The organism is Chryseobacterium taklimakanense, assembly GCF_900187185.1.
In the GTDB taxonomy this organism is placed as follows: domain Bacteria; phylum Bacteroidota; class Bacteroidia; order Flavobacteriales; family Weeksellaceae; genus Planobacterium; species Planobacterium taklimakanense.
This window is the reverse complement of the sequence record NZ_LT906465.1, coordinates 1,904,815-1,925,892: the sequence shown is the minus strand read 5'-3', so window position 1 is coordinate 1,925,892 and position 21,078 is coordinate 1,904,815. Positions and strand designations below refer to the sequence as shown.

Below are 21,078 nucleotides of genomic sequence, written 5' to 3'. Positions count from 1 at the left end.
TTTGAATTTAAACTAAAGGTCTTATACCCCATCGTCACATTATTTTTTTTTGTTGTGCTCCAGGATGCTTTCTCCAGAACACATTAACTGAAAATCAAAGATTTAATGTTAATGAAAAAGGTTCCAGACAATGCCGATATTTAACCTGAAATCATAAAACGGATAATACGGTGCAGTGTAAGTCCTGTTCTGAATAAAAGTTGTAGTAAAGTTCTGCGCCTCCACATAGAACTGCATCGTTTTCACCTTCATATTAAAATACGCATCCAAGACCGGCTGCCCGCCAATGGAGTATGCTTTCGAGTCCGGCAGAACAAACTCATTGATCACCGGAGAAAAATCCCGTGACGCGAATTTTGTAAAATAGTGAACTTTAAGCCCCGTCATGATCTCGGCAGCATCCTTGAAAGCCTTACTCTGCCAATAAATATTTGCTCTTCCCACAAAATTTGGTGCCGGCAGAAGTTCTTTATTGCTCAAATTGCTTTGAAAAAGCAACCGGGTGTTCAGGTGAAATTTGCTGTAACTGAATGTGGCATCACCGCCAATTTGCGAGATATTGAGCGATGAGCCGCTCTGCTGCGGTTGACCGGCAGAAGTAAAATAGGCGTAGTTATCAATCCTGAAATAATTGGCAAACACTTGAGCATCAAACCATTTTAAACCAACAGTACCACCGACTTCAAGAATGCTTTCATTTTTAAAATCCGTGAAATTGTAGTTGTGCCCTGTAATGGGTGAAACATTCAGCAGATAATTGAAACTAGGCGCCGCACTTTGAAAATTAACTTTCGCATCAACAAAATAATCCGGAATTGGCTCAAATTTTAACTGATTCGCCGAACGCAGATAATTGCCAAACTGTTTTCCGTTCGAATATTCCAAAGAAGAATTTAAGGCCAGCTTTTCCCAAAGACTGATTTTCAAATGTCCGACAGCCCCGAGACGGTTTTCTTTCAGTTCGGTCTCTGCCACCGATTCGGGACTCTGTATTGCATTGTTTGCTCCTAAAGTGATGCGCTGATGCCTGATGCCTGCGTCGAGCTTAAATTTTTCATTATCAAAGACAAGGCTTGCGGTATTGCTTAGGTTTTCGGAAAACTTTTTGCTGCTGAGGCTGCGGTTGGGAATGAGAGCGCCAAAGAAAGCTGAATCGCCGCTTCCCAGATTGAAGTAATATTTATTCCCCTGATGAAAAATAGTATGAGAAATTTTGAAAGGATAACGCTCCGGATTGAACGGCGCGAAACTGTGGCTGTAATAGTACCGCCTGTAAGAATACCGCGAATCTGAACTGTTGAGATTTACCTCAAGATTTTCGCGGCTTTTAAACCTCGAATCGCCACTAAGGAAGATGTCTAAATCAGAAATTCCTCCATATTCCTCATTGTTGACATTTTGGTGAATGAAGTGCGCAAACGCTTCATATTTTTTATTTTCGGAATTAAAATGTCCCGAAAACACCACACTGTTATTTGCCGCCAGACTGTTATTGTAAAATCCCTGTGAACGCAGCCCCATATATTCAACTGCGAGGTTGAGATTTTTACCAAAATTTTGAGTGTAAGTCGTCTGCAGCGCGGCACCGTTTCGCATTGCCGTGTGATAAATGAACGATGTTGTAGGCGTTTTTACATCATAGTATTTTATATCGCCAATACCTAGAATGAAATGCGATTTTCTCTCGGGAAGAAGGGAAAGATTGCGCTCCGGATTATTGTAATAAACCAAATTCTGGAAACCCGAACCGATGTTTGCAAACTGCACCTTGCCAAAATTATCACGGTTGTTGTACTGGGTATAGATGTAAGATTTCTGAACGGTGAACGCGGTATCAAAAACCTTCTGCTCACCGAACTGCGTCCGGAACCGGTAATCTGAAATGGTTGGTTTAAATATTTTGAGTGAATCTTTTTTACCGTTGTCCACCACCAGGGTATCATCCATTTTCACCTGGTTGGAATCGGTTTTATTGATCACTTGCGCCTTCAGCCCAAGACAGGCAAAAAGCAGCAGAATTATGTATCTCATGTAAAAAGTGTGAGCTACAAATTTAGCAATTATGGTTAAATAAAAAACCCCGCCGGGTGGCGGGGATTATAGATGAGTGACTAAATGTCTATTTGACGGTTTGGAAAGATAAAAACCACCCGAAGGTGGTCTTTTGAAAAATTTACTTGAAAACGAACTAGTTATCAGTCATAGCGGGGTTTAATGAAAGCTCTGCCGCCGGGATAGGCCAAATATATCCAACATCGTTCAGTGCTTTCGCAGGAGCTCCGCCGTGTGCAGGGAATGGCTTTAGCAAACGGGTGATGTCTCTGGTGCGGTGACCTTCACCCATGAATTCCATTCTGCGCTCATTGTCAACAGCTGTAAGGAAGTCTGCTGCGGTTGGAAAATCAGCGGCGGTGAAAACTTTTGCAGCATCCGACCTTCCGTGAACAGCATTCAGTAAAGCAATCGCCTGCGCATCTACTGCGTTGCTTGCCCTTACTTTAGCTTCTGCAAGGTTTAATAAGACTTCAGCATATCTGATGACCGGCACCCAATCCGTATATGGGCTTGGTGCTTTAAACTTCATATTCCAAAGTCTCGCTGAAGATCCACTTCCGGTTGAAAGCACAAACTCTCGACGCTTGTCAGCAGCTGTGAACTGTGTCGTATTTGCTAAAATACCGGCAGGATTAAGTGAATATTCACCGTTTCCTACTCCGCCACCCGTAGCTGGTGTCCAATAATAAGCGATTTGGTTTTGGGTCCCCGGAAAGTCACCTGCTGTAGCCGTCATCGGTAAAGAGAAAATGGATTCGGCGGTGGTATAACTTGAAAAGACATTTGCAATATTTGGCTCAAGCCTGTTTGCCACGCCTGATGTTGCAGTAAAAGGTGCTGCTGCAGAAACAATTTTGTTGGCCTCCGCAACAGCCTCTGTATATTTCTGCATAGAAAGATAAACTCTGGTTTTCAAAGCGATAGCCGTATTTCTGTGGATACGGGTTACATTGCTGGTACCACTGTAGTTCAGCGGCAAATCGGCTTCTGCTTCATTTAAATCCTTCAAGATCTGCGCATAAACTTCCCCAACTGTGCTTCTGGCCAATTGCGAACTGCCGGCGCCCTTAACGGCAGTAAGCCTTAAAGGCAACCCTGGCTTGCTGCCCGCCCCGTCAGCATAAGGTTTTGCAAAAAACTGCAGCAAACCGTAGTAACTTAACGCTCTGATTACTTTAACCTCCGCAACATAATTTTTGTAAAGCGCGTCACCAACAACAGCTTTGCCTTGTGTGTCCATACCTTCTATAAACAGATTTACATTGTTAATGGTATAATAAGACTGCGTCCAGAAATTTGTTATGGAATTGGAGGAGTTTGTTGGATTTTGAGCAAATATATCAGCCGCTGTCACCAGGTTTGATGTTTGCGACAGGATATCCTCTCCCCTTATATCATTGTAAATGATATACCGACCTCCGTGTTGATTACCGTGCTTGAAGGATCCGTAAACTCCTAAAAGCTGACTCTGAATTCTTGAAGCTGTAGCGAAAACCTGATTATCCAAAAAACTTGTTGGATTCTCCGGATAAAGCTTATTCTCATCCCTACAGGATGTTAGCAATGCAGCTAATGCCAAACTGCTTATTATTAATTTATTTTTCATTTTTAATTCTAATTTGATGTTAAAAACCTACATTTAATCCAAATAAAACCGTCCTTGCATTGCCAACAGTGTTTCTGTCCACACCAGGCGCGGTCTGTATGTTTCCATTGGATGACACTTCCGGATCCGGACCAGGATATTTGGTAATGATTGCCAAATTCTGTCCGCTTACATAAACCCTAATGTTATTGATATTGTACTGGCTAAGCGTTTCCTTAGGCAGACTGTAGCCCAGCGTTAAGTTTTTCAGTTTGATAAAATCGCCTTTAAAGACATTGACATCCAGCGGCATCGACGAACCGTTTGAAACGTTATCATTAAATACAGGCTTTGCATATTTTTTACCCGTATCGCCCGGCTGCATCCACGCATCTGTCAGTACGTCCACATGGTTATTCCACCAGCGCTGATCGTGAAGACCGGCATTAGATCCATAGTAAACATAATTACCACCTTGGAACGTCAGCATTGCATTGAGGTCAAAATTTTTGTAGCGGAATGTATTGTCGAAACCGCCATAAAATTTAGGCTGAGTATTGTAAGCCATATAACCGTCTGCAATAGAAACCGCGTTAGTCCTGGTAGTGCCGTCCGGCGTTAATGACCAGTTATAGGTACCGGCTGGCGCATAATACTGATAATAAACATTTTCGCCCTTGCTGTTGACAAAAATTCTTTTACCGGTTTGGGGATCAACTCCGTTGGTTTTCACCACAAACAAATAGCCGATAGAATAACCTGGCATAGTACGGTTAACCGTTTCAAGTCCTGAAGTAGCAGTCTGCAGGTTTGGCATATCAGGCGCCAAAGCCGTTACTTTGTTTTCGTTCAAAGAAATGTTAAATCCTGAGTTCCAGCTAAAGTCTGCAGTTCTTACCACATCCGCTTTAAGATCGAATTCCCAGCCCTTATTATACATACTGCCGATATTCTGAGGCACAGATGTTGGTAAACCTGTTGACGGAGACTGCTGTATAAACAAAATTAAATCATCAATCTTATTGTCATAATAAGTAATATCACCGGTAAGTCTGTTTTTCAGCATGGCAAAGCTGACACCAACATCCAGTTTCTTACTGGTTTCCCAGTGAAGATCAGGATTACCCACCTGTCCAAATAACAGCGTAGAAGCACCGCCATACAGCCCTGAACCATACAGATAGCTTGCACGGAAATCGCCAATACCGCCAATATTTCCTACTTTACCGTAACTGCCTCTTAATTTGAAACTGGAGAAAACATTTTCAGCCCCCATCTGGCTCCAGAAAGGCTCCTTTGCAACCTCCCAACCGGCACTCACACCCCAGAATCTACCTTTTTTGACTGACAGTGCAGAGTATTCATCCTGACGGATATTTCCACTGATGTAATATCTGTCGTCAAAATTATAGTTTGCTCTTCCGAAGAATGATACAAGGTAGTTTTCGGATTTACCCATTCCGATCGGATTGTTATTCACAAAACCTGCCTGTACCACGTCATATTCAGGGTCGGCAATTTTATCTCTTTGGATACCAAAGCTTGAGTAGGTTCCCCAGGTTTGCTCGTTACCCACAAGAACATTGAGGTTATGCCTGTCGAAATCTTTTTCTGCCTGCAAAGTATTCGTCCATAGCATTGTTTTGTTCTTATCGCTAATACCAAGAGCGTAACCACCATAACTGAAGCCGTCCCCAGCCTTTGGTGACCAGAACAAATCATTATCTGTCAGAAGATAGTCTATACCGAATTGGGTACGTGCAGTAAGCCATTCAAAAGGTTTTGCCTGGAAATAGGCATTACTCTGAACACGGTTGTTTTCACTGTTCGATCTGTTGTTATCCAATAAAAACTGTGGATTATAATATCCTATATTACTGCCTACCCCATTCATAAATGGGCTGTGGCCAATGGCTGCACCATTAAGGTTATAGGTACCATCAGCATTATAAACAGGAAGAATTGAAGGAAGCACAAACTGTAAACGTCCCAAACCCCCGGTACCAAAAGCGCCGCCTGCCAAAGATCCGGAGTTGGCAGCTGCCAGGTTTCTTTCATTAGAAAATGATAGTTTACCTCCTAATGAAAATATTCTACTGATTTTAGAATCCACGTTCAGCAACGCACTGATTCTTTTGAAATCGTTTTTCTGCACAATCCCTTCCTGATCGGTATAACCTGCTGAAAAGTAGTAGGAAGTACCTCCCATACCTCCGGAAACATTAATGTTATGATTGTAAGAAACACCTGTGCGGTAAACAATATCAGCCCAGTCTGTATCTATAGTTCTTCCTGCCGCGTCTATATTGGTGAAATTTACAGCACTTGCTGCCGGATTGTTTGCGGCGGCCATAGTTTTATACTTGATATATTCCTCAGCATTCAGAGTCTGCGGCAAACGGTAAGGGCTTGACAAGCTTAGCCAGTTGCTGTAATTCACTCTGGCTTTACCGTTTTTACCTTTTTTTGTGGTAATAAAAACCACACCATTGGCAGCACGGCTACCATAAATCGCTGTTGCAGCGGCATCTTTTGCGATTTCAACACTTTCAATATCTGCCGGATTAATGGATGCTAAAGGGTTACTTGCTGCATCTGTAGAACTGTTATTGCCCGTAAAGCTGGGCACACCGTCTACAATCACCAACGGATAAGAACTTAATGAAATTGAATTGACCCCACGGATCCTGAAAACGGGAGCAGCATTTAAAACTCCACTTGGCACCGTAATCTGCACACCGGTACTCCTACCCGCCAAAGCCTGATCAAAAGTTTGTACTGGCTTGTCTGCTAAGGCAGCACCTTTTACAGACGATAAACTTGCGGTAACGTCTTTTTTCTTTTGGGTACCGTATCCCACTACCACCACCTCGTCTATATCTCTGACTTTGGTCGTGTCACTTTGTGCATTAATTCCCTGAGCCAGGAAAAACAGTGCACCCGCACTTAACACTTTTAATTTTACACTCATATTAACAGTTATTATACATTCGGAGCAAATATGTTAATAATTTCTCAAACTAACAAATGTTAAACGCAAATTTATTCTAAAATAAATTAACATTTATCTACTTGATATTATGAATTTTAAATAGACATAAATGGTATAAAATGATTAAACATCTATTTTTGCCTCATTTACAACAGTATATGTCTTTAACATTTTTTAATACAAATACGATAATTGAAGTTGTCAATCTGATTTATGGATAACATATAACTCAACTAAGTTTAGCTCTTAATTACCAATGAATAGTAATTTTAATTAAAAATTATATAATAAAAAAAACCCCGCTTATAGCGAGGCTTTTACTTATATTGAAAAATTTAATTGCGATTCTATAATTCGTTCTGAACTACAAGCCCTTCAGAATTATCAATTTCAGATTGTGGTATTAACCAAGTCCATTTCTTATCATCACCAGGGACAGTCATCACATTATTCACAACTGAAGTCACAACATATGCACCAGTTCTGTCCAAAGGCAATGAAAGCCTCTTCAGATCCAAGAATCTAAAACCTTCTCCCCATAGCTCCAATCTTCTGCTGTTTAGAATTTCAGTTATATATGCAGCGCCGGTATTGGCCAAATATTACCAACATCATTCAGTGAAACTTGTGGCGCTGAGCCATGTTTCGGGAATGGTAATAAAAGACGGGTAAGATCTCTTGTACGGTGACCTTCACCCACAAATTCCATTGTGAGTTCATTATCTAAAGTAGTTAAGAACGCTGCAGTGTTTGATTTAAATTTTAATAAAAAACTTCCAATTATTATTAATAGCTAATATTATTAATATTTGGGTATCTTTGTTAAAAAAATTTTAAATAATGAAAAAAATAATAATTTTATTACTAATGCCAACTGTGTTTTATACACAAGTTAAAACAGACCTAGAAGCTTTCAATAACTCAAGGGGCAGTGTCTTTGATGTGACCAATACCAACTTTAAATCTTATCAGGGAATTGATGGATCGCCATATTTTAATGAACACTTTCTTCCTATCACAGTCGATGGCTACAATAAACATGTACCCAACGTGCGTTACAACGCCTATGAAGATGAAATGGAATTTCAGAATGGCAATAATCTTAATTATGTGATAAAGTCAGGTGACATGCGCATCATTTTCACCGGTTTGAATAAGGTTTACGTTTTGAGAAATTATATTCTAGATGGGACCTCAACAAATGGCTACCTTGTTGAAGTGGTAAAAGAAATCGAAGATAAATTCGGACTTTACAAAAAAGAGCAGATTCATATTGTGGAATATAATAACAATACAACAAACTCTTACCTTAAACAGCAGAATCCAAAATTTGAAAAAAAGAGAGATGTGTTTATAGTATTATATAAAGGTAATTATTTCAAACTTCCAAAAAGCCAAAAGGAATTAAAAAGCTGGTTTCAATACAACATACCGTCTGTCGATGTAAGTAGAACTAAAGATTTTGTAAAGAAAAACAATATAAATTTCACCAAGGAAGATGATGTTAAAAAATTCATTACTTTCTTAAATGCTTAAAATAAAAATGGCTCTCAAATTTGAGAGCCATTTTATTTTAATACGTGCTAAATTTAAAGATTAGTTGTCATAACCAGGGTTTGCAACAACTGGCGTACCAGATATATCCGTTTCAGATCTTGGAATTGGGAAAGCAAGCAAATCTTTGCTAACCGCTGCTGGCTTGAAAGAGTAATCACCCCATCTTAACAAATCCCACTGTCTGAAGCCTTCTCCAAGAAGTTCTTTTCTTCTTTCCAGTTTAATCATGTCAAGTGTTACGGCAGTTACTGCAGGAAGTCCACGATTTGTGATAATCTCGTTGTAATATTTAAGAGCTGTAGCAGCATTCCCACCATTAAGTTCAGCTTCAGCACCATTTAGAAGAGCCTCTTCATAACGGATCATCTTGATATTATCAGCACCAGTCCTGTTTAAATATTTACCTCTAGTTGAATAAGAAAGATAGTATGTACCTGAAATTAGTGAGATCAGATTCCTTCTTACGTCTGCCGTTGAGTAAAGATCATACGTTGATTTGTAAACAACAAGGTTTTTATACCCGTTGTAACTTAAGATTTGATTATAAGAAGAGGTACTCAAAGAAGAATCAGTACCAACTTCAAGTTCAAAGATCGCATTTGGAGCTGCACCCCTAAGTGTATAATCGAACGTAGGCTGAAGTAGATCTTTTGGTGCTACAGTATATTTACCATAAACCTCAGCAATTAATGTTCTTACTCTTGCATAATCTCCCTTATAAAGATAGAATCTTGACATTAAAACCTTCAAGGCATTAATTGAAAGTTCGGTTTTGTTTGATGGAGTATCATACGAAGATCTAGTAGTCATTACTGATAGCGCTTTATTGAAGTCTGATTCAATCTGTGCTTCGGTTTCCGCAATTGTACTTCTTGCTTGAAGTGCCTTAGGATCATATTTTAATGGCGTAACGATACCTAGTGTTCCTCCAGTATATTTTTGTCCATAAAGTCTTAATAAATCAAAGAAACCTTGAGCACGCAGTGCATAAGCTTGACCCTGATAATATTCAGCTTTTTGAATATCTTGAGGGGTTCCACTCAATTTATTTAGATCTGTATTAATTACAATGTTGGTTTTTCCAATCATTGTGTACATTTGATTGTATGTATCCCTTGCATATGCATCACTTGAAAGCATAGTGTACTGTCTTACAGTATTATAATACCCACTGCCTCCATTACTGAACATCTCATCTGAACGTATCTCCCCATACGCGAGGAAATCGCGTCCATAATATGTTGATGATCTCATAGAAACATAAGCACCCCTTACAAAGGATTGTACTTCCTGAAGAGAGGTTAAATCTGATTGAATAACGGATTGTTGAAACTCTCTGTCAACAAAGTCACTGCTACAAGATGCTGCAGATAGCATTCCAAGAGTTACAAATCCTATTTTAAATATGTTTTTCATTTTTTATATTTTAAAAATTTAAATTAACACCTAATAAAAATGATTTAAGTATCGGAAGACCTAAATTTGAAGACCCAGCTAAGTTAATTTCAGGGTCAAATTTCAACCTTTCGTCAAAAACATGAGTCCAAGCGTTATTAGCCATTACATAAATCTGTGCCCCTGTTAATCCAGTACCTGTAAGCAATTGTCTATCAAAAGAATATGAAAACTTAGCATTACTTAATCTTATGAAATCTGAATCATACAAAACTCTACTAGACACTCTATATGAATTTTTATTTCCATAATAATACATTGGCTTTGGATTAGCTGCATTAGGATTTTCAGGAGTCCAGAAGTTACCCATGATATCACCATAACCTGGATAATAATCTGTATAATATCCATCAGACCACATATATTGTGCCCAATCATCAAGAATTTTACCTCCAAATCCATAGGTAAACTGCAAATCAAGACCAAATCCTTTATAGGAAAGAGCAGTATTAGCTCCACCGTAAACATTACTCAACATAGAACCTTGAACTGCTTGTTTTGCTAAAGCGTAATTGTTTGTGGTTTCACCATCAATACCATTTAAATACCAAAGCGGATCTCCATTTGCAGGGTCTACTCCAGCCCACTTTTTGAGGTACCATGTTCTAACTCCTTCTCCTACTCTTAATGTAGTAGTTGATGTATTTACATCACCACCATATAACTCAGTAATTTCATTGTCTAATGTAGACAAATTAAATCCAAGATTCCAATTAAATTGGTCTCTGTCTCCTTTGAAAATATCAGCATTTAAAGAGAATTCCATACCTTTATTTACTAAATTTCCAATATTATCAACATAAGATGTCAAACCTTGTGATCCGGATAAAGGAAGATTATAGATCAAATCCTCAGTCTTTTTGTTGAAGTATTCCGCTGTTAGTGTTAATCTATTATTCCAAAACCCTAAATCCAGACCAACGTTAAACGGTCTAACTGTTTCCCAAGAAAGATTAGGATTGTAAAGACCAGAATATCCACCAGCTGCAAAATCGTTATAATTGCTTGTATAAGTATACAGGGCATAAGGGTTAGCACTAACCTGGTTTCCTAACTTACCATAAGATGCTCTGAATTTCATCATTGAAATTGCATCCATTTCTTTAATATAATTTAGCCTTGCTAAATCAACTCCAACTCCTAACGACCAAAAATTTCCAGCTTTCTTTTCAGGAACAAACTGTGAAAGCACATCCCTTCTAAATGAGCCGTCTAATATGAAAAGTCTGTCATAATCATAGTGGCCAGTAACAGCATATCCATATCTAGAAGACACACCTTTAGTACCATCATAACCATAAGGAACTACGAAATTTTGCAAAGTCTGAAGGGTTGGCGTACCCACAGTAATACCTGTAGCTGCAAGAAATTTATTATCAGACTTCCATGCTTCCTGGATTAAGGTTGCACCTACATTATGCAGATCAAATCTACGGTTCCAGTCTAGAATATTTTGAACATTGAAATTAAAATATCTGTTATTGGATGTTCTTTGATAACCACCATAAGTATAACCATCTCCATGAAGAGGATTCCAGTAAGTATCTTCTTCAATATTAATATATTCAGGAGAAAAAACAAATTTGTAAGTTAAGTCTCTAAATAACTTATATTCAATACCAAGATTTGCAAAAGCTCTTAAAGTACCTCCTTTCGCATAATTATTTCTTTGCAAATAAGGAATATTATACAATCCATTAGATAATCTTGAATTGGATGGTGCCCAATACCAAGAACCATCTTCATTGTAAATTGGGTCTGACGGTCTATTGAAATATTGCGCAAGAATCGGATTCGCAAATGCCCCACCTTGACTCAAAGTTCTTAATTTAGAATGAGAAATTTGAAAATCAGTATTAATTTTTAGTTTATCAGTAGCCTGATAGCCAACTTTTGTTGTAAATGCCAATCTGTCAAAACTGGAATTTCTAACAATACTTTCTTGTGTAAAATAGTTCGCAGATGAATAGTAGGTTATTTTATCACTACCACCTGAAACATTTAAATCAATATTTTGCTGGTATCCAGTCTTTTGGGTTACCTTTCTCCAATCCGTATCTACATCAGTTGTGAAAATGTTTTGCAAATCTGCACCTTCACCTCCTTGCTCAAGGAATGTATAAACCTCTCCAATGTTATTGAAAGTCTGACCCCAAGAAGGTGTTGCATTATAGGTGTTCATAACAGCATGTGCTAGATATTCTCTCCACTGCGCCATTGTCATTCCTTTATGTCCTTCTACTGCACGGTCGTTCATACCCGCATTCATGGAAAGATTGAATCTAGGCTTTCCTCTTTTTCCTGATTTAGTGGTAATAATAATTACACCAGATCCTGCATCAGCACCATAAACAGCTGTAGAAACCGCATCTTTTAGTACCGTTACATTTTCAATATCATCAGGATTCATATTTGCAAGGATGTTTGCGGTAGTGTTTCCTGTAGTCAAGTCGCCAGAAGCAACTCTTACCCCATCAACAACATAAATAGGAGAAACTATACCATTGATTGATGAAACACCTCGAACACGTACGCTCGCCATACCACCCGGCTGACCTGATGAACTGCCCACCTGGACACCAGTTACTCGTCCCTGTAACATTTTATCCACTGAAGCCACCGGAATATCCTTGATTTTTTCAGATTTCATAGTACTTACAGCACCGGTTACTTCCTGAACAGTTTTTTTCTGCCCAAATCCGACGATAACTACCTCGTCAATGTCTCTAGTTTTAGCTGTATCTTGCGCTATTGTTTGCGCAAATACGGCGTTACCAGCCATAAAGAACAGAGCACCCATTGTTGCCACTCTTAATTTTACATTCATATTAACAAAATTTAATATTATATTTCTACAAAAGTGTTAAAAAAAATTAACATAGCAAAATCGGAACATTCAAAAAATCATATTTTGAACCGTAATCGAAGGTGGCTTTCGGAATAAAACAAAAAAAAATCGCAACTACTAAATTTTTCTTAATATAATCACAACCAACGCATTGCCAAAAAACTACATAAAACATTGCTATTTAGAATCATTCAAAATAAAAAAAGACACCTGATATCCAGATGTCCTTTTTTTGGTATTTATAATTGAACTTACTTCAGCTTTTTCTTAACGGCAACTTCTTCGTAAACTTCAAGGATGTCGCCCACTTCGATGTCGTTGTAGCCTTTAATGTTCAAACCACATTCGTAGCCCTTGGTTACTTCTTTTACATCGTCTTTGAAACGTTTTAAACTTTCAAGTTCACCGTCGAATTTCACGATACCGTCACGCAGAAGCCTGATTTTGGAATTTCGTGTTACTTTTCCTGAAAGAACCATACAGCCGGCAATACTTCCAACCTTTGAAATCTTGAAAACTTCCCTGATTTCGACGTTACCGATCACCTGCTCCTTGATCTCAGGGGAAAGCATACCTTCCATCGCTTCTTTTACTTCATCGATGGCATCGTAGATGATTGAATAAGTTCTGATTTCAATCTCTTCTTTATCTGCAAGATCTTTGGCATTGGCACCGGCTCTTACGTTAAAACCAATCACAATCGCATCAGAAGCGGTTGCAAGAAGAATATCAGATTCAGTGATCTGACCCACACCTTTGTGAAGGATATTCACCTGGATTTCTTCTGTTGAAAGCCTTTGCAGCTGATCTGAAAGGGCTTCCACGGAACCGTCAACGTCACCTTTAAGGATGATATTAAGTTCCTTGAACTCACCCAGGGCAATACGTCTTCCGATCTCATCAAGCGTAAGGTGTTTCTTGGTTCTGATCGACTGCTCGCGCTGCAGCTGCTCTCTCTTGTTGGCAATGGTTTTGGCCTCTCTTTCATCAGCATACACCCGGAATTTGTCCCCGGCTGTTGGCGCGCCGTCCAAACCTAAAATGGTCACCGGGATTGAAGGCCCCGCGGCTTCCATGGCTTTTCCTCTTTCATCAAGCATCGCTTTGATCTTACCGTGGTTTTTGCCGGCAAGAACATAATCCCCTACTTTCAGAGTCCCGGATTCTACCAGGATTGTGGAAATGTAGCCTCTTCCTTTATCCAAAGATGCTTCGATAACCACACCCTGTGCATTTTTATTAGGATTGGCTTTCAGTTCAAGCAGTTCAGCCTGAAGGAGCACTTTCTCCAAAAGCAAATCTACGTTATTACCGAATTTTGCTGAAATTTCCTGCGCCTGCACGTTTCCGCCCCATTCTTCAACCAGAATGTTCATGGCAGAAAGCTGCTCACGGATCTTATCCGGATTGGCATTGGGCTTATCCACTTTATTCAGAGCAATAATCATCGGTACACCTGCCGCCTGCGCGTGGGAGATCGCTTCCTTGGTTTGCGGCATCACATCGTCATCTGCAGCAATAACAATAATTACAATATCGGTAACCTGGGCACCACGGGCTCGCATCGCCGTAAAGGCTTCGTGACCCGGCGTATCGAGGAAAGTGATCCTCTGTCCGTTTTCCAATTTTACGTTGTATGCACCGATGTGCTGGGTGATACCTCCGGATTCTCCGGCGATTACGTTGGTTTTTCTGATATAGTCGAGCAATGATGTCTTACCGTGGTCTACGTGTCCCATTACCGTAACAATCGGCGCTCTCGGCAATAAATCTTCTGCTGAATCTTCTGCCTCTTCCTCTGCAGATTCTTCCAGATCCGCATCAGAGAACTGGATATCATAACCGAATTCATCGGCTACAAGTTGCAGGATATCGGCTTCAAGACGCTGGTTCATCGTCACCATCACACCAAGTGAGAAACAGGTAGAGATCACCTCCGTTGGACTAACATCCATCAGCGCTGCAAGCTCGCCAACCGTAATGTACTCCGTGACTCTGAGCGTTTTGTCCTGTGCATCAAGCTCCTGCTGCAGCTCGTCCTGCTCACGGCGGAAGGTACGTTTTTCCTTTCTGTATTTGGAACTGCTGGATTTACCTCTTTTGCTGGTAAGTTTTTCCAGGGTTTCCTTGATCTGGTTTTTAACCTGCTCGTCCGTCAGCTCAACCGGCATCACGCGTTCACCTCTTCTGCCGCCCGGTTTGTTGCGGTTATTATTGTTCCCGCCACGGTTCTGGTTGTTACCACCCTGGTTCGGACGGTTTCCGCCCTGCCCCTGCGGACGGTTGCCCTGCTGATTTCCACCCTGGTTATTGCCTGTCTGCGCAGTTCCAGGTTTTTCTATACGCTTTCTTTTTCTTTTCTGAGAATTGGCGCCGCCCTCTTTTGGCTTGGTCTGGAACTGGGAAAGGTCTACTTTCTCTTTCAGGATTTTAGGGCCGTCAAGTTTTTGATACTGGGTTTCAATTTTCTCAGGTTCCTGTACGGCCGGTTTTTCCTCCTGCACTGCGGTTTGCGGCGCCTCAGCTTTAGGCTCCTCCTTTGCTACTTCAGCTTTTGGCTCTTCTTTTACAGGCTGAGATTTTGGTTTTGGTTTAGAAGAAGATTCAATTTGTGAAAGATCAATTTTACCAAGAATGTTGAATTCCTGTTTTGTTTCTTTCTTTTCCTCTGCTTTAGGCTTTTCCTGAATTTCAGGTTCGGGCGCAGGTTTTTCATCCGGAGTTTCTTTTTTAGGGTTAAGGTCAATCTTACCCAGGATTTTGGTTTCCGGTCTCAGCGTTGCTTTTGCCTTGATCACTTCAGGTTTTTTCTCTTCCGTTTCCAGTTCCAGTTTTTCTTCCGGAACCTTGGAGATCACCACCTCGTGCGAAGCTTTTCTTTGTTCGCTGTCCTTAGCGAATTCAACTTTCAGTGCAGAGTATGCCGCTTCTTCTAATTGAGCGTTGGGGTTTGCATCTACCTCGAAGCCCTTGGCCTGCAGAAATTCCACAAGTCTGGACATCGAAATATTGAATTCCTTTACCGCTTTATTTAATCTAATTTTTGGCATTTATAAAATGTACTTTTTATTTTTTAGTTTTGTGAAGAGTTGGGTTTGCTTTAAGACGTATCTTGTTAAAAAAATGCTTAATCTTCAAACTCTTCTTTAAGGATTTGCTTGATTTCCTCGATGGTTTCTTCTTCAAGGTCGGTCATATTCAGAAGGCTCTCGGTATCTTTATCCAATACAGATTTTGCGGTGTTAAGGCCTACTTTCTTGAATTCATCCAAAATCCACTGTTCGATATCATCAGAGAATTCATCCAATTCTACGTCATCATCTTCAGAAGTTTCCCTGTACACATCAATTTCATAATCGCTTAACCACGATGCCAGCCTGATATTCTGGCCCTGTTTCCCGATCACTTTTGAAATCTCCTCTACCGGCGTGTAAACAAGCGCGTAAGATTCTTCCGGATTGATTTCAATTTTATTGACGGTCACGTTTCCTAACGCTCTTTTCACCATGATTTCCGGATTCTTGGACCACTGGATCACGTCGATGTTTTCATTTTTAAGTTCGCGAACTACACCGTGGATTCTGGAACCCTTCACGCCCACGCAGGCCCCAACCGGATCTATTCTGTCATCATAAGCGTCCACAGCGATTTTTGCTTTCTCTCCCGGGATTCTTACCACTTTCTTCAGAATAATCGTGCCGTCCTGGATTTCAGGAATTTCCAGCTCCAGAAGTTTTTCAAGGAATTTAGGTGCGGTTCTGGAAACGATGATCTGAGGTTTTGTTCCTTTAAAATCAACGCTTTCTACGATGGCACGCACATTTTCCCCTTTCTTGAAAAAGTCGGACGGAATTTGGTTTTCTTTTGGCAGAATGAATTCATTGCCTTCATCATCCAACAAAATTACGTGTTTGTGGCGGATGTGGTGCACCTCACCCACAACAATTTCGCCGATCCTGTCGTGGAACTCCTCATAAAGCACCGCATTGTGATGTTCCTGAAGTTTTGTAGCCAAAATCTGCTTCAGCGTGAGGATATTTCTTCTTCCCAGCTGTGCGATCGGGATTTCTACCGTATATTCTTCACCCACCTCGAAGCTCGGGTCGATTTTCTTTGCTTCTGAAATTTCGATTTCAAGATCATCATCTTCTGACATTTCATCCTCCACAATGGTTTTGTTAAGGAAAATCTGGAAGTCACCTTTATCCGGGTTCACGATCACATCAAAATGGTCATCGGAGTCGAATCTTTTTCGTAAAAGTGTTTTCAATGCATCCTCTATAATCGCCATCAGGTCGATCTTGCTGATGCTTTTTTCGTCTTTAAAATCACCAAACGCTTCAATTAAAGCTATATTATTCATTACTAATTTAGTTTAAAGTTCAAAGTTCCGTGCTTCAGGTTTAAATCCTGAACCTGTTAAAATTTAATTACTACCGTTGCTTTTTTGATTTCGGAATAAGGTATTTCTTTCTCTTCTACCACATCCATTTTTCCTTTCCCCACCTCTTTCGGTTTTCTGTAGCGGAGAATCAGAGTTATCTTTTCGTCATCAGCCTTAACCAGCTCACCTTCGGTTTCGGAAGAATCGTTCAGCAACAGCTTTAGATCCCTCCCGATATTTTTCGCATACTGCCGTGGCATAGAAAGCGGCGCGCTCAAACCTGCCGACATCACCTGAAGACTGAAATCATGCTCCTCCCGATCCATATTGAATTCGATCGCACGGCTGGCATCCAGGCAATCCTGAAGACTGACACCATCGTCCCCGTCAAGGATTACAGTAATATCATCTGCCGCAGAAATCTTAAGGTCAATAAGAAACAGATCTTCTCTCTGCGCAAGGAAATCGTTCAGCAACTGCTCTATTTTATTTCTAAATTCCATTAATTAATTTGAGTTATCGGTACGAAAAAAGGCTTTCTTTCGAAGCCTTTTCATCTGTTTCCCGTTAATCCGATGCAAATATAGCAAATTATTTTTTATGCGGCAAATATCCTCACTTGGGGTCCATTATGGCTGCACAAAATGCCGGAAAGCTCGATGCTAAAGTTTTCGACATGAGCGGAAAAAATATCATGACGAAAAAATCTTCCGGAAGACAACTGGATATCGACCTGTCAGCGTTCGGACGCGGCATCTATATCCTTACCGTTACCGACAGTAACGGGAAAACCACTTCAGTGAAACTGATGGTTAAATAAGTTATATCATTTCCATAACTTTTGGTCCGCAGGCGTACATGCATGCGGACCTTTTTTTATCCGAGCCTGCAAACCACACTTTAGAAACATCATTCTTTTTCTTTACTTTTGCATAAATATAACCGCAAATGAATATCACCATTGTTGGCACCGGATATGTAGGTCTGGTTACCGGAACTACGCTTGCAGAAATGGGGAACTCTGTTTACTGTGTAGATATAGACGAAAAAAAAGTGGAAGGCATGAAGCAGGGCATAGTCCCGATTTATGAACCCAACCTGGAGGAAATGTTCCTAAGAAACATCCAGGCCAACCGGCTTTTTTTCACCACAAATCTAAAAGAAGCGCTCGATAAAAGTGAAGTGATTTATCTGGCGTTGCCAACGCCCCCCGGGGAAGACGGCTCCGCAGATCTTTCCTACGTTTTGAAGGTAGCCGGCGATATCGGCGCAATGATGACGGAATATAAGGTTGTCGTAAACAAATCAACAGTCCCGGTGGGAACCGCCGATAAAGTGCGTGAAACCATCGCTGCAAAAACCGACATCCCTTTCGATGTGGTTTCCAATCCTGAATTTCTTCGGGAAGGTTTTGCCGTGGAAGACTCTATGAATCCGGCACGTGTGGTGGTGGGAGCAAGTTCCCAAAAAGCCCGCGATATCATGGCAGATATTTATCAGCCTTTTACAAACACCGGCGTTCCAATTATCTTTATGGATGAAAAGTCCTCTGAACTTACCAAGTATGCTGCCAACTCTTTCCTTGCCGTCAAAATCACATTTATGAACGAAATCGCAAATTATTGCGAAAAAGTAGGCGCAGATGTGGACAAAGTCCGCCTTGGAATGGGTAGTGACGACAGAATTGGACACCGTTTCCTTTTCCCGGGAATCGGTTACGGCGGAAGCTGTTTCCCAAAGGATGTGAAAGCCTTAATTAAATCCGGAAAACAGGAAGATTTTAATTTTAAAATTCTGGAAGCGACGGAAAGCGTAAACCAACAGCAAAAAGTGATTCTGGTTTCCGAAATCGAGAAATATTTTGACGGAATCCTCACCGGAAAAAAGATTGCAGTGTGGGGGTTGGCTTTCAAAGCAAATACCGACGACATCCGCGAAGCTTCCTCTTTAGACAATATTAAAATTTTATTGGAAAAAGGAGCCGAAATTGTGGCTTATGATGCAATTGCAGAAGAAAATGTACGCAAAATCTTAGGCGATAAAATTTCCTACGCCAAAGATATGTACAGCGCGCTTGACGGTGCAGACTGCCTTTTCATCGCGACAGAATGGCCGGAGTTTAAAAACCCGAACTTTAAAATGATGGCCGAACGAATGAACCACCGGGCAATCTTTGACGGTCGCAATATGTTCCCCCTGGAGCTCCCCGAAAGCAACGGTTTTTTTTACAAGAGTATTGGAAGACGCACCGTGAAATAGCAGCAAACAAACAACACTTGATGAAATCCCGCAAAATTACAAACATTTTATTTTTAACCGTGTTGGCATTCCTGCTGAACACCTTTGTCTATTTTGCTTTTGGGAATATTTATTCATCCGCAATATTGAATTACTCTACCTTTCAGGAACAGTTTTCAGGCGGAATATATCAGTACAGAATCCTGAGCGTGCATTTTCTGCTCTGCATTTACGACTTACTTGGAACCCTGAATCTGGATTACAGTGTTTTTAAAGTGAAGTTCCTGAATCCGGATTCGGAGCCGCGGATGTTTTTGGCTTTTTATATGCTGAACACTGTTTTCTCGGCGTTAACTGCCGTCATGATGGTGCTGATTAGCGAATCGAAACAGTTTGCAGCAACCGCCTCCGAGAAACTTCTGATGGCAACCCTGTCCATGTTCGTGATTGCGCTTTCGCAGTTTGTGATTGTGCCTTATGATGTGAGCAGTTACTTCTTTCTGCTCCTGTTTTTCTGGGTTTTCCTGAAGTATTTGGATAACAAATCCTCCGGAAACCTTCTTTTGCTGGCAGTAATCCTTGCTGTTTCCACACTGAACCGTGAATCTGCAGCGCTTTCCGTTTCACTGGCAGCCACCCTGCTCTGTTCACGTTTCGGACTGAAAAAGGAAACCATCATTCCGGTAGCTGCCCTGGCAGGGACTTTCCTCAGTGTATATGTCGTAATGCGGCTGATGGCCGGAATCTTCACCACCAACGACGGCAGTTTGCTTCTTCAAAACTTCACCCAGCCAAAAAATATACTCGGCTTACTATTTTGGATTACTTTTTTCGCTTTCACGCTCTTGATTTCAAACGGAAAAGAACAGACCAGAAATATACTGGTGTTTCACTCGCTTTCCGCCCCGTATATTGTAATGTGTTTTTACACCGGCATTTTATACGAAGCCAGGCTTTATGTGCCGCTGTTTTTAACAGGTTTAATCTTGGCCAAAATATCTGCAGAAAGAACCCCTGGTGAATTATTGGATTAATTATTTTAAATTTGCGGAAAATAACACAAATGACTGAACCACAGCAGCAGTGGACTGAAACCATAGATTCCAGGCACTCCCTGTTCGACTTGAAATTAGGTGAGGTTTGGCGTTACAAAGACCTGATTTACATGTTCGTGAAACGGGATTTTGTCTCCGGCTTCAAACAGACAATCTTGGGGCCGCTTTGGTTTTTCATCAACCCTGTTTTTACCACCATTGTTTACCTTGTTGTTTTTGGCGGCATTGCCAAATTGCCCACGGACGGTATTCCGCAGGTACTTTTTTACCTTGCCGGGATTACGCTTTGGAATTATTTTTCATCCTGTCTGCTGGGCACGTCCAATGTTTTTACGGGAAACGCGGCCATCTTTGGCAAAGTATATTTCCCCAGATTGGTCATGCCGCTGACGATTGTGATATCCAACCTTATGAAATTCGGGGTTCAGTTTGCGCTCTTTTTGGTCGCGTGGGTATATTACCTCATTCAGGCAAAAATAGAGCCCAATATCTGGATTTTGGCCACTCCGTTGCTCATACTGCTGATGGCAGCTTTTGCACTGGGCATGGGAATGATTTTTTCTTCCCTCACCACCAAGTACCGCGACCTGCAGATGCTTTTAAGTTTCGGGGTAAGCCTGCTGATGTACGCCACCCCAGTGATTTATCCCATTTCTGCACTTTCCGGAATCTGGAAAAAACTGGCCATGTATAATCCGCTGACCGGTATTTTTGAATGTTTCAAGTATGGCTGGCTCGGTGCCGGTGACTTTTCACCGGTGATGCTTACCATCAGTTCGGTGATTATTTTTGTACTCCTTGCCGTTGGCACCGTAATCTTCAATAAGGTCGAGAAAAGTTTTATGGACACGGTGTAAGGAGGTGATGGAAGTGCTGGATGTGATGAGGTTAAAAGAGATGGTGATACAA

Annotated in this window: 14 protein-coding genes; 5 read left to right on the top strand and 9 right to left on the bottom strand. The window is 40.8% G+C overall.

The genetic code is table 11. The features are described from left to right. Positions 1 to 108 precede the first annotated feature (108 nt). From CKV81_RS09100 to CKV81_RS09085, 4 genes are all read right to left on the bottom strand, one after another. Positions 109 to 2,031: a putative porin gene (locus tag CKV81_RS09100; RefSeq protein WP_095072612.1), complete on the bottom strand. Its 1,923-nt coding sequence runs from the start codon at positions 2,029 to 2,031 to the stop codon at positions 109 to 111. A 157-nt stretch (positions 2,032 to 2,188) separates the two neighbouring features. Then, positions 2,189 to 3,661, bottom strand: a complete 1,473-nt coding sequence (locus CKV81_RS09095) for a RagB/SusD family nutrient uptake outer membrane protein (RefSeq protein ID WP_095072610.1) — start codon at positions 3,659 to 3,661, stop codon at positions 2,189 to 2,191. Between the two features lie 19 nt (positions 3,662 to 3,680). Further along, positions 3,681 to 6,611, bottom strand: coding sequence for a SusC/RagA family TonB-linked outer membrane protein (locus CKV81_RS09090; RefSeq protein WP_095072608.1), 2,931 nt, complete (start codon positions 6,609 to 6,611; stop codon positions 3,681 to 3,683). Positions 6,612 to 6,979: 368 nt separating this feature from the next. Beyond that, positions 6,980 to 7,180, bottom strand: a complete 201-nt coding sequence (locus CKV81_RS09085) for a RagB/SusD family nutrient uptake outer membrane protein (RefSeq protein ID WP_258454598.1) — start codon at positions 7,178 to 7,180, stop codon at positions 6,980 to 6,982. A 292-nt stretch (positions 7,181 to 7,472) separates the two neighbouring features. Here CKV81_RS09085 and CKV81_RS09080 point away from each other — a divergent pair, with 292 nt between their 5' ends. Continuing rightward, positions 7,473 to 8,168: a hypothetical protein gene (locus CKV81_RS09080; protein ID WP_157727398.1), complete on the top strand. Its 696-nt coding sequence runs from the start codon at positions 7,473 to 7,475 to the stop codon at positions 8,166 to 8,168. Positions 8,169 to 8,228: 60 nt separating this feature from the next. Here the strand turns inward: CKV81_RS09080 and CKV81_RS09075 are convergent, their stop codons facing one another. The 5 genes from CKV81_RS09075 to rimP form a co-directional block, all read right to left on the bottom strand. Further along, complete coding sequence (locus CKV81_RS09075) at positions 8,229 to 9,605, bottom strand: RagB/SusD family nutrient uptake outer membrane protein (RefSeq protein WP_095072603.1); 1,377 nt, start codon at positions 9,603 to 9,605, stop codon at positions 8,229 to 8,231. Between the two features lie 10 nt (positions 9,606 to 9,615). Further along, complete coding sequence (locus CKV81_RS09070) at positions 9,616 to 12,471, bottom strand: SusC/RagA family TonB-linked outer membrane protein (RefSeq protein WP_095072601.1); 2,856 nt, start codon at positions 12,469 to 12,471, stop codon at positions 9,616 to 9,618. Between the two features lie 272 nt (positions 12,472 to 12,743). Next, entirely contained in the window at positions 12,744 to 15,542 is a 2,799-nt protein-coding gene (gene infB, locus CKV81_RS09065) for a translation initiation factor IF-2 (RefSeq protein WP_095072599.1), read from the bottom strand. Between the two features lie 77 nt (positions 15,543 to 15,619). Beyond that, positions 15,620 to 16,855, bottom strand: coding sequence for a transcription termination factor NusA (nusA, locus tag CKV81_RS09060; RefSeq protein ID WP_095072597.1), 1,236 nt, complete (start codon positions 16,853 to 16,855; stop codon positions 15,620 to 15,622). 56 nt (positions 16,856 to 16,911) lie between these two features. Next, positions 16,912 to 17,379 (bottom strand): ribosome assembly cofactor RimP, encoded by a 468-nt coding sequence (rimP, locus tag CKV81_RS09055; protein WP_095072595.1) that lies wholly within the window; start codon positions 17,377 to 17,379, stop codon positions 16,912 to 16,914. Between the two features lie 128 nt (positions 17,380 to 17,507). Between rimP and CKV81_RS09050 the strand changes: the two genes are divergently transcribed. From CKV81_RS09050 to CKV81_RS09035, 4 genes are all read left to right on the top strand, one after another. Continuing rightward, positions 17,508 to 17,696 (top strand): T9SS type A sorting domain-containing protein, encoded by a 189-nt coding sequence (locus tag CKV81_RS09050; RefSeq protein WP_095072593.1) that lies wholly within the window; start codon positions 17,508 to 17,510, stop codon positions 17,694 to 17,696. A 128-nt stretch (positions 17,697 to 17,824) separates the two neighbouring features. After that, positions 17,825 to 19,135 carry a UDP-glucose dehydrogenase family protein gene (locus CKV81_RS09045; protein ID WP_095072591.1) on the top strand — a complete coding sequence of 437 codons (1,311 nt, stop codon included), beginning with the start codon at positions 17,825 to 17,827 and terminating at the stop codon, positions 19,133 to 19,135. A 20-nt stretch (positions 19,136 to 19,155) separates the two neighbouring features. After that, a complete protein-coding gene (locus tag CKV81_RS09040) occupies positions 19,156 to 20,148 on the top strand; it encodes a hypothetical protein (RefSeq protein WP_095072590.1) in 993 nt (330 codons plus the stop codon). 29 nt (positions 20,149 to 20,177) lie between these two features. Then, positions 20,178 to 21,026 carry an ABC transporter permease gene (locus CKV81_RS09035; RefSeq protein ID WP_095072588.1) on the top strand — a complete coding sequence of 283 codons (849 nt, stop codon included), beginning with the start codon at positions 20,178 to 20,180 and terminating at the stop codon, positions 21,024 to 21,026. The last annotated feature ends 52 nt before the right edge of the window (positions 21,027 to 21,078 follow it).

Bases quoted from the DNA above. Each gene is read 5' to 3' on its own strand.
- CKV81_RS09100 (WP_095072612.1), bottom strand. From the start codon at position 2,031: ATGAGATACATAATTCTGCTGCTTTTTGCCTGTCTTGGGCTGAAGGCG.
- CKV81_RS09095 (WP_095072610.1), bottom strand. From the start codon at position 3,661: ATGAAAAATAAATTAATAATAAGCAGTTTGGCATTAGCTGCATTGCTA.
- CKV81_RS09090 (WP_095072608.1), bottom strand. From the start codon at position 6,611: ATGAGTGTAAAATTAAAAGTGTTAAGTGCGGGTGCACTGTTTTTCCTG.
- CKV81_RS09080 (WP_157727398.1), top strand. From the start codon at position 7,473: ATGAAAAAAATAATAATTTTATTACTAATGCCAACTGTGTTTTATACA.
- CKV81_RS09075 (WP_095072603.1), bottom strand. From the start codon at position 9,605: ATGAAAAACATATTTAAAATAGGATTTGTAACTCTTGGAATGCTATCT.
- CKV81_RS09070 (WP_095072601.1), bottom strand. From the start codon at position 12,471: ATGAATGTAAAATTAAGAGTGGCAACAATGGGTGCTCTGTTCTTTATG.
- infB (WP_095072599.1), bottom strand. From the start codon at position 15,542: ATGCCAAAAATTAGATTAAATAAAGCGGTAAAGGAATTCAATATTTCG.
- nusA (WP_095072597.1), bottom strand. From the start codon at position 16,855: ATGAATAATATAGCTTTAATTGAAGCGTTTGGTGATTTTAAAGACGAA.
- rimP (WP_095072595.1), bottom strand. From the start codon at position 17,379: ATGGAATTTAGAAATAAAATAGAGCAGTTGCTGAACGATTTCCTTGCG.
- CKV81_RS09050 (WP_095072593.1), top strand. From the start codon at position 17,508: ATGGCTGCACAAAATGCCGGAAAGCTCGATGCTAAAGTTTTCGACATG.
- CKV81_RS09045 (WP_095072591.1), top strand. From the start codon at position 17,825: ATGAATATCACCATTGTTGGCACCGGATATGTAGGTCTGGTTACCGGA.
- CKV81_RS09040 (WP_095072590.1), top strand. From the start codon at position 19,156: ATGAAATCCCGCAAAATTACAAACATTTTATTTTTAACCGTGTTGGCA.
- CKV81_RS09035 (WP_095072588.1), top strand. From the start codon at position 20,178: ATGACTGAACCACAGCAGCAGTGGACTGAAACCATAGATTCCAGGCAC.